This window comes from Rhodosalinus halophilus (genome assembly GCF_003298775.1).
Taxonomy (GTDB): Bacteria; Pseudomonadota; Alphaproteobacteria; order Rhodobacterales; family Rhodobacteraceae; genus Rhodosalinus; species Rhodosalinus halophilus.
This window is the reverse complement of the sequence record NZ_QNTQ01000022.1, coordinates 1-7112: the sequence shown is the minus strand read 5'-3', so window position 1 is coordinate 7112 and position 7112 is coordinate 1. Positions and strand designations below refer to the sequence as shown.

Annotated in this window: 7 protein-coding genes; 2 read left to right on the top strand and 5 right to left on the bottom strand. The window is 68.4% G+C overall.

All coding sequences use genetic code 11. The annotated features are described in order from the left end of the window. The coding region (locus tag DRV85_RS17110) for an NUDIX domain-containing protein (protein ID WP_338066976.1) at positions 1-256 on the top strand (256 nt) is incomplete at its 5' end. A 138-nt stretch (positions 257-394) separates the two neighbouring features. After that, the gene (locus DRV85_RS19445; protein ID WP_199526063.1) at positions 395-538 is read left to right on the top strand and encodes a hypothetical protein; all 144 of its coding nucleotides are present in this window, start codon (positions 395-397) and stop codon (positions 536-538) included. A 42-nt stretch (positions 539-580) separates the two neighbouring features. On the opposite strand, the gene infB is transcribed toward DRV85_RS19445, so the two are convergent. The 5 genes from infB to DRV85_RS17085 all read right to left on the bottom strand — a co-directional run. Next, a complete protein-coding gene (gene infB / locus DRV85_RS17105) occupies positions 581-3064 on the bottom strand; it encodes a translation initiation factor IF-2 (RefSeq protein WP_113290697.1) in 2484 nt (827 codons plus the stop codon). After that, positions 3061-3711 (bottom strand): RNA-binding protein, encoded by a 651-nt coding sequence (locus DRV85_RS17100; RefSeq protein ID WP_113290696.1) that lies wholly within the window; start codon positions 3709-3711, stop codon positions 3061-3063. Before DRV85_RS17100 ends, infB begins: the two co-directional genes overlap by 4 nt. A gap of 17 nt (positions 3712-3728) precedes the next feature. Beyond that, entirely contained in the window at positions 3729-5354 is a 1626-nt protein-coding gene (gene nusA / locus DRV85_RS17095) for a transcription termination factor NusA (RefSeq protein WP_113290695.1), read from the bottom strand. A gap of 5 nt (positions 5355-5359) precedes the next feature. Further along, positions 5360-5929, bottom strand: a complete 570-nt coding sequence (gene rimP, locus DRV85_RS17090) for a ribosome maturation factor RimP (protein WP_113290694.1) — start codon at positions 5927-5929, stop codon at positions 5360-5362. Positions 5930-6124: 195 nt separating this feature from the next. After that, positions 6125-7112 (bottom strand): aminotransferase class III-fold pyridoxal phosphate-dependent enzyme (locus tag DRV85_RS17085; protein WP_113290693.1); only part of this gene is annotated, 988 nt, incomplete at its 5' end.

The window sequence follows — 7112 nt, the reverse complement described above, 5'->3', positions numbered from 1 at the left end:
GGCACTGATCCGCGAACTGCACGAGGAGCTCGGCATCGACACGGAGGCGAGTTGCCTCGCGCCGCTCACCTTCGCGAGCCATGCCTACGAGGACTTTCACCTGCTGATGCCGCTCTTCGTCTGCCGCAAGTGGGAGGGCGTGCCCCATGCGCGGGAGGGTCAGGCGCTCGCCTGGGCGAAGCCGCAGGCGCTGCGCGACTACCCGATGCCGCCGGCGGACCTGCCGTTGATCCCGATCCTGCGGGACTGGCTCTAATCAAGAGGCCGCATTTCGATCACACAGGCGCCGCAGTGCCCAGAACTTGAGCTGTCTTTCGAGCCGGGTCAGGGTATCCTGTCTTCGAGGGGCGCGCTGCGCAACCCAGCGCGGCGGTGACGTCGGAGATGACCGCTGATGTTGAAAACCATCCTGATCGGAAGCTGCGTGTCGGTGCAGGGCGTTTTCGTGCGCGCCCTGCCTGACGGGCGGATCGCCGTCCGCGTGGGCGTCAAGGTGTTCGCCGGGCGACCGGTCTCGGGCGCGCCTGCCGCCGCGTGAGCGAACGGCCCGCGCCGCGCAAGGGCGGCACGGGCCGGCAGATCATGACAGCGAGCGTTCCACCTCTTCGCGCTCGAAGATCTCGATGACGTCGCCTTCGCGGATGTCGTCGTAGTTCTCGAAGGCCATGCCGCATTCCTGGCCCGACTGGACCTCTGCGACCTCGTCCTTGAAGCGCTTGAGCGTCTTCAGCGTGCCCTCGTGGATCACCACGTCGTCGCGCAGCAGGCGCACGCCGGCCGAACGGCGGGCGATCCCCTCGGTGACGAGGCAGCCGGCGACCTTGCCGACGCCCGAGACCTTGAAGACCTGCCGGATCTCGGCGTAGCCGATGAACCGCTCGCGCACCTCCGCACCGAGCAGCCCCGAGGCGGCCGCCTTCACGTCGTCCACGAGGTCGTAGATGACCGAGTAGTAACGGATCTCCACGCCCTTCTGGTTGGCGGCGTTGCGCGCCGGCGCGTTGGCTCGGACGTTGAAGCCGATGACCGGCGCGCCGGAGGCCTCGGCGAGGCCCACGTCGGTTTCCGTGATCGCGCCCACACCGGAGTGCAGGACGCGCACGCGCACTTCCTCGTTGCCGATCTTCTCGAGCGCCTGGACGATCGCCTCCGCCGAGCCCTGCACGTCGGCCTTCACCAGCACGGGCAGTTCGGCGACGCTCTCGTCTTCCTTGGCCTTGGCCAGAAGCTGCTCGAGCGAGGTGGCGGCGCCGGCGGCGGCGCGCTTTTCCTTCGCCTTCTCCTGACGGTATTCGGCGATCTCGCGCGCCTGCGCCTCGGTCTCGACGACGTTGAGCACGTCGCCGGCCTCGGGCGTCCCGTTGAGGCCCAGCACCTCGACCGGGACGGACGGTCCGGCCTCGCTCACGCGCTCGCCCTGATCGTTGATGAGCGCGCGCACCTTGCCCCATTGCTCGCCGACGACGAAGATGTCGCCCTGCCGCAGCGTGCCCTTCTGCACGAGAACGGTGGCGACGGGGCCGCGGCCCACGTCGAGCTGCGCCTCGATCACGGCACCCTCTGCGGCGCGATCGGGGTTGGCCTTGAGCTCGAGGATTTCCGCCTGAAGCGCAATCGCCTCGAGCAACTCGTCGAGGCCCTGGCCGCTGATGGCGGACACCTCGACGTCCTGCACGTCGCCCGAGAGCTTCTCGACGATGATCTCGTGTTGCAGCAGGTCGGTGCGCACCTTGTCGGGATCCGCCTCGGGCTTGTCGATCTTGTTGATCGCCACGATCATCGGCACCCCGGCGGCCTTCGCGTGGTTGAGGGCCTCGACCGTCTGCGGCATCACCGCGTCGTCCGCGGCGACCACCAGCACGACGATGTCGGTCACCTGCGCGCCCCGCGAGCGCATCGAGGTGAAGGCCGCGTGCCCCGGCGTGTCGAGGAAGGTCAGGGTCTCGCCGCTGTCGCTCTGCACCTGATAGGCGCCGATGTGCTGCGTGATCCCGCCGGCCTCGCCCGAGACGACCTTGGTCTTGCGGATCGCGTCGAGCAGCGAGGTCTTGCCGTGATCGACGTGGCCCATGACGGTGACGACCGGCGGGCGCGGCTGGAGATCCTCAGGCTTGTCTTGGGTCTGGCTGATCGCATCCTCGACGTCGGCGTCCGAGACGCGCACGACCCGGTGGCCGAATTCCTCGATGATGAGTTCGGCGGTGTCGGCGTCGATCACCTGATTCTGGGTGACCATCATGCCGTTCTGCATGAGCGCCTTGACCACGTCGGCGACGCGCTCGGCCATGCGGTTGGCGAGTTCCGAGACGACGATTGTCTCGGGCAGTTGCACGTCGCGCACGATCTTCTCGCGCGGCGCCTGCTGGCCCATCGCCTTCTGGCGCGCGCGTTCCTGCTTGCGCTTCATCGCGGCGAGCGACTTCTGCCGCCCGCCTTCGCCGCCGGCCAGCGCCTGGTTGACCGTCAGCTTGCCGGAGCGGCGGCCGCCGTCGCGGTCGCCCTTGCGGCTCTTGGTGTCGCGCGTCTCTTCGCGCTCCTTCTTGCGGGAGGGCGTGGGAGTCGCCGCGGGCTTGGCCCCGCCGCGGGCAGCCGGGCTCTCCGCCTCCTGCGGCGGCGCGGCGGCGCGTGCGGCTTCCTCGGCGCGCTTGCGCTCCTCTTCCTCGGCCTTCTGGCGCGCGCGCTCCTCGGCCTCGCGCTGTTCGCGCTCTTTGGCCTCCTGTTCGGCGCGGCGGCGCTCGCGTTCTTCGGCGCGCTTGCGTTCTTCCTCTTCGCGCTGGCGCTGCTCCTCGGCCTCGCGGGCCTTGGCGGCCTGCAATGCCTTGAGGCGGCGCTCCATCTCGGCGTCGGAAATCCCGGCCGGACGCTTGCCGCCCCCGGCGCTGGTGCCGCCGGCCGTCTTCGCCGAGCCGCCCTGCGGGGTGCCTGCGCTCGGCTTCGACACCACGCGCTTGCGCTTGGTCTCCACGACCACGTTCTTGGTGCGCCCGTGGCTGAAGCTCTGCTTCACGCTCCCGGAACGCGCACCGCGCAGGCCGAGGGTCTTCTTGCCGTCGCTATCGCTCATCTAGCCGTCTTGTCCTTTCCGGCGGGGCGCGCCGCTTCGCCGCCCCTGCTCTGGTCGTCTGTGCGCAGGCCCTTGAGTTTCGCGGCCTCCTCTACAACACGAGAGGTGAGTCCGCCAGCGCCAAGCGCGCCATGTATCACAGTTTGTCGCCCGAATGCCAAACCCAACTCCTCTGCGGTCAGCCAGCCGATCCAGCGGCCCCCCCCGGGCGTGGAGAGCTTCGACTTGCCCCGCTCGGATCCGTCGCTCGCCTGCAGGAGAACCTTCGCCTCTCCCTTGCCGAGCCAATCCTTCACGCGCTCGAACCCGGCGACCGCCTGACCCGCCTTGCGCGCCAGGCTGATCAACTCGACGAGGCGCCGCGCCAGTTGCGCCTCTACCGCGTCCGCCAGCCCCTCCGGCACGGTGACGGGACGCCGCGCCGCACGCGAGAACAGGCGCTTGTTCACCGCGCGTTCCAGCGCCGCCCGGTCGGGCGCGACGTAGATGCCCCGCCCCGGAAGCCGCCCGAGGATATCCGGGACGACCTCGTCCCCCGGCCCGACGACGAAACGGAGAAGTTCCGCCCTGGGCCGTTCGGCGCCGGTGGCGATGCAGGTGCGCATCGCGCCCTGCGCCCGGTCCTTGCTGCGGCCGCCCCGGCTCATCGCCGCATCGCCGCCGCTCAGGCCCGTTCCTCCTCGGCCGCCTCGTCGCCTTCTTCGCCTTCGTCCTCCTCGGAGGAGACCAGATCCTCGGGATCGACCCAGCCCAGCATGACCCGGGCGGTCATCACCATGTTCTGCGCCTCCTCCAGCGACACGTCGAAGGGCTCGAGGATGCCGTCGTCCTTGACGCGCTGGCCGTCCACGGTGGTCCAGCCGCCCGCCAGTTCCCAGTCGGCACAGGTCGCGAAATCCTCCAGCGTCTTGATGCCGTCCTTAGCGAGCGCCTCGATCATCTGGGGTGTGAGCCCCTCGAAGTCAATGAGGCTCTGTTCGACTCCAAGCTCGCGTGCGTGCTCGAGCGCCTGGCGCGCCTGTTCGTCGAGATACTCGCGGGCGCGGGTCTGCAGTTCGGTCGCCGTCTCCTCGTCCACGCCGTCGATGACGAGCAGTTCGTCCATTTCGACGTAGGCCACTTCCTCGAGGTTGGTGAAGCCCTCGGACACCAGGAGCTGGGCGAAGAACTCGTCGAGGTCCAGCGTGTCCATGAAGAGCTGCGTGCGCTCCTCGAACTCCTTCTGGCGGCGCTGGCTCTCTTCCTCCTCGGTCATGATGTCGATGTCGAGGCCGGTAAGCTGGCTTGCGAGCCGAACGTTCTGGCCGCGCCGGCCGATGGCCAGGCTGAGCTGCTCGTCGGGCACGACGACCTCGATGCGCTGCGCGTCCTCGTCGATGACGACCTTGGAGACCTCGGCGGGCTGGAGCGCATTGACGAGGAAGGTGGCCTGATCCTCGTTCCAGGGGATGATGTCGATCTTCTCGCCCTGAAGCTCGTTGACCACGGCCTGCACACGACTGCCGCGCATGCCGACGCAGGCGCCCACGGGGTCGATCGAGGAATCATAGGAGATGACGCCGATCTTCGCACGGCTTCCGGGGTCGCGGGCCACCGCCTTGATCTCGATGATGCCGTCGTAGATCTCCGGCACCTCCATCTTGAAGAGTTCGGCCATGAACTCCGGCGCGGTGCGCGAAAGGAAGATCTGCGGGCCGCGGGTCTCGCGCCGGACATCCTTGATGTAGCAGCGGATCCGGTCGCCGGGGCGGTAGCTCTCGCGGCCGATCTTCTCGTTGCGGCGCAGGATCGCCTCGCCACGGCCGACATCGACGACGATGTTGCCGTATTCCTCGCGCTTGACGATGCCGTTGATGATCGTGCCGACGCGGTCCTTGAATTCCTCGTACTGCCGCTCGCGCTCGGCCTCGCGGACGCGCTGCAGGATCACCTGCTTGGCGGACTGCGCGGCGATCCGGCCCAGTTCGACCGGCGGCACCTCTTCCTCGTAGACGTCGCCCACCTTGGGGTCGTCCATGTACTGCCTGGCTTCCTCGACGGTCATCTCCGCCTGGTAGTTCTCGAGCTCGTCCTCGGGAACCACGGTGCGCACGCGGGTGAAGGTCGCCCGCCCGGTCTTGCGGTCGATCTTCACCCGGATGTCCATCTCCGAGCCGTAGCGGCTCTTCGCCGCGCGGGCGAGGCTGTCCTCCATCGCCTCGACGACGAGGGCGGGGTCGATCATCTTCTCCCGCGCGACCGCCTCGGCGGTCTGGAGCAGTTCGAGCTGGTTGGCGGAGGTGATGGCCATGTGCGTTATTCCTCTTCGGTCCCCGCGGGATGTTCCTCGATCCGGTCGTACGCGCGCTCGTCCAGAGACTGCGCCTTGCGCGCCTTGAGCATGTCCTTGATGAGCTGGTCGGTGAGCACGAGCTTGGCGTCGGAAAGCCAGTCGAACTTGAGCCCGACGGTGCCTTCGTCGAGATTGACGAGCACCTCGTCGCCCTCGACGCCGGCCAGCACGCCCTTGAAGCGGCGGCGGCCGTCGATCAGCTCGGACGTCTCGAGCTTGGCCTCGTAGCCTTCGAATTCCTCGAAATCCTTCAGCCGGGTGAGCGGCCGGTCGATTCCGGGCGAGGAGACCTCGAGCGTGTAGGCGTCGAGGATCGGATCCTCCACATCCAGAACCGCCGAGACCGCTGTGGAGATTTCGGCGCAATCGTCCACCTCGATGCCGCCCTCGGGCTTCTCGGCCATGATCTGCAGCGTCGAGGTCTTGCCGCCCATCAGCCGCACGCGCACGAGCTCGAAGCCCATGTCCTCGATCACGGGCTGGACGATCTCGGCGAGGCGCCGGTCGATGGCGGATTTTGCGATCAGGCTCATTCGGGGTCTTGCGGCTCCGGGTCAACGAAAAAAACGGGCGCGCGGCCCGTCGGATATACCCGGTGGTTTGCCGGGCCGCTGGCCCGACGAACCGCTGTCGAGGCCCATATACGGACGTCGCGCCGAGTCTGCAAGAGGGCGCGGCGATTTCGGCACCGCAGCCCTCTCAAGAGCCGCGGTGCCGCGCCTGGCCCGTCAGGCCGCCGAGAGACCCGCGTCGAGCGCCGCGAGGATTTCCTCCACGTCCTGCGCCGTCACGACGAGCGAGGGCGAGAGGATGATGTTCGGCCCGGAAATGCGGATCATCGCGCCTGCCTCGTAGGCCGCGCGCGCCACCGCCTCGCCGCGCGGCTTCTCGATCGGCGTCTTCTTCTCCGGGTGGCTCACCATCTCGATCGCGCACATCAGGCCCGCGCCGCCGCGCACGTCGCCGACGATGTCGTACTTCTCCTTCAGGCGCAGCAGGCCGTCGTGAAGCTCGCGGCCCCGCGCGCCGGCGTTGGCGGCGACGTCCAGCCGCTCGGTCTCCTTCAGGCAGGCGATGGCGGCCGCCGCGCCCACCGGGTGGCCCGAATAGGTGTAGCCCGAGCCGATCGAGGCCTTGCCGCTCTCGTCGCTCTCGAAGGTCTCGGCCACCTCGTCGGACAGCATCACCGCGCCGAAGGGGAAGTAGCCGTTGGTGATCGCCTTTGCGGTGCACATCATGTCGGGCTGCACGCCCCAATGGCGCGAGCCGGTCCAGCTGCCGGTGCGGCCGAAGGCGGTGACCACCTCGTCGGCGATCAGCAGGATCCCGTGACGCGAGCAGATCTCGCGCACCATCGGCATGAAGGACTCGTGCGGCACGATCACGCCGCCCGCGCCCAGCACCGGCTCCATGATCATCGCCGCGATGGTCTCGGGCCCCTGAAAGGCGATCTCGTCCTCCAGCATCGCGGCGCATTTCTGCGCGAGCCTTTCCGGATCGGTCTCGCCGAAGGGGTTGCGGTAGGCATAGGGGGCCGGGATCTGGAAGCAGCCGGGCAGCAGCGGCTCGTAAGCGGTGCGGAAATTGGCGTTGCCGTTCACGCTGGCGCCGCCGAAGTGAACGCCGTGATAGCCCTTCTTGAGCGAGAGATACTTCACCCGGCCGGCATTGCCCCGGAGCTTGTGATACTGCCGCGCCAGCCGCAGCGCGACCTCG

Excerpts from the sequence above, each read along its gene's own strand:
- rimP (WP_113290694.1), bottom strand. The coding sequence starts at position 5,929 with ATGAGCCTGATCGCAAAATCCGCCATCGACCGGCGCCTCGCCGAGATC.
- DRV85_RS17100 (WP_113290696.1), bottom strand. The coding sequence starts at position 3,711 with ATGAGCCGGGGCGGCCGCAGCAAGGACCGGGCGCAGGGCGCGATGCGC.
- infB (WP_113290697.1), bottom strand. The coding sequence starts at position 3,064 with ATGAGCGATAGCGACGGCAAGAAGACCCTCGGCCTGCGCGGTGCGCGT.
- DRV85_RS19445 (WP_199526063.1), top strand. The coding sequence starts at position 395 with ATGTTGAAAACCATCCTGATCGGAAGCTGCGTGTCGGTGCAGGGCGTT.
- nusA (WP_113290695.1), bottom strand. The coding sequence starts at position 5,354 with ATGGCCATCACCTCCGCCAACCAGCTCGAACTGCTCCAGACCGCCGAG.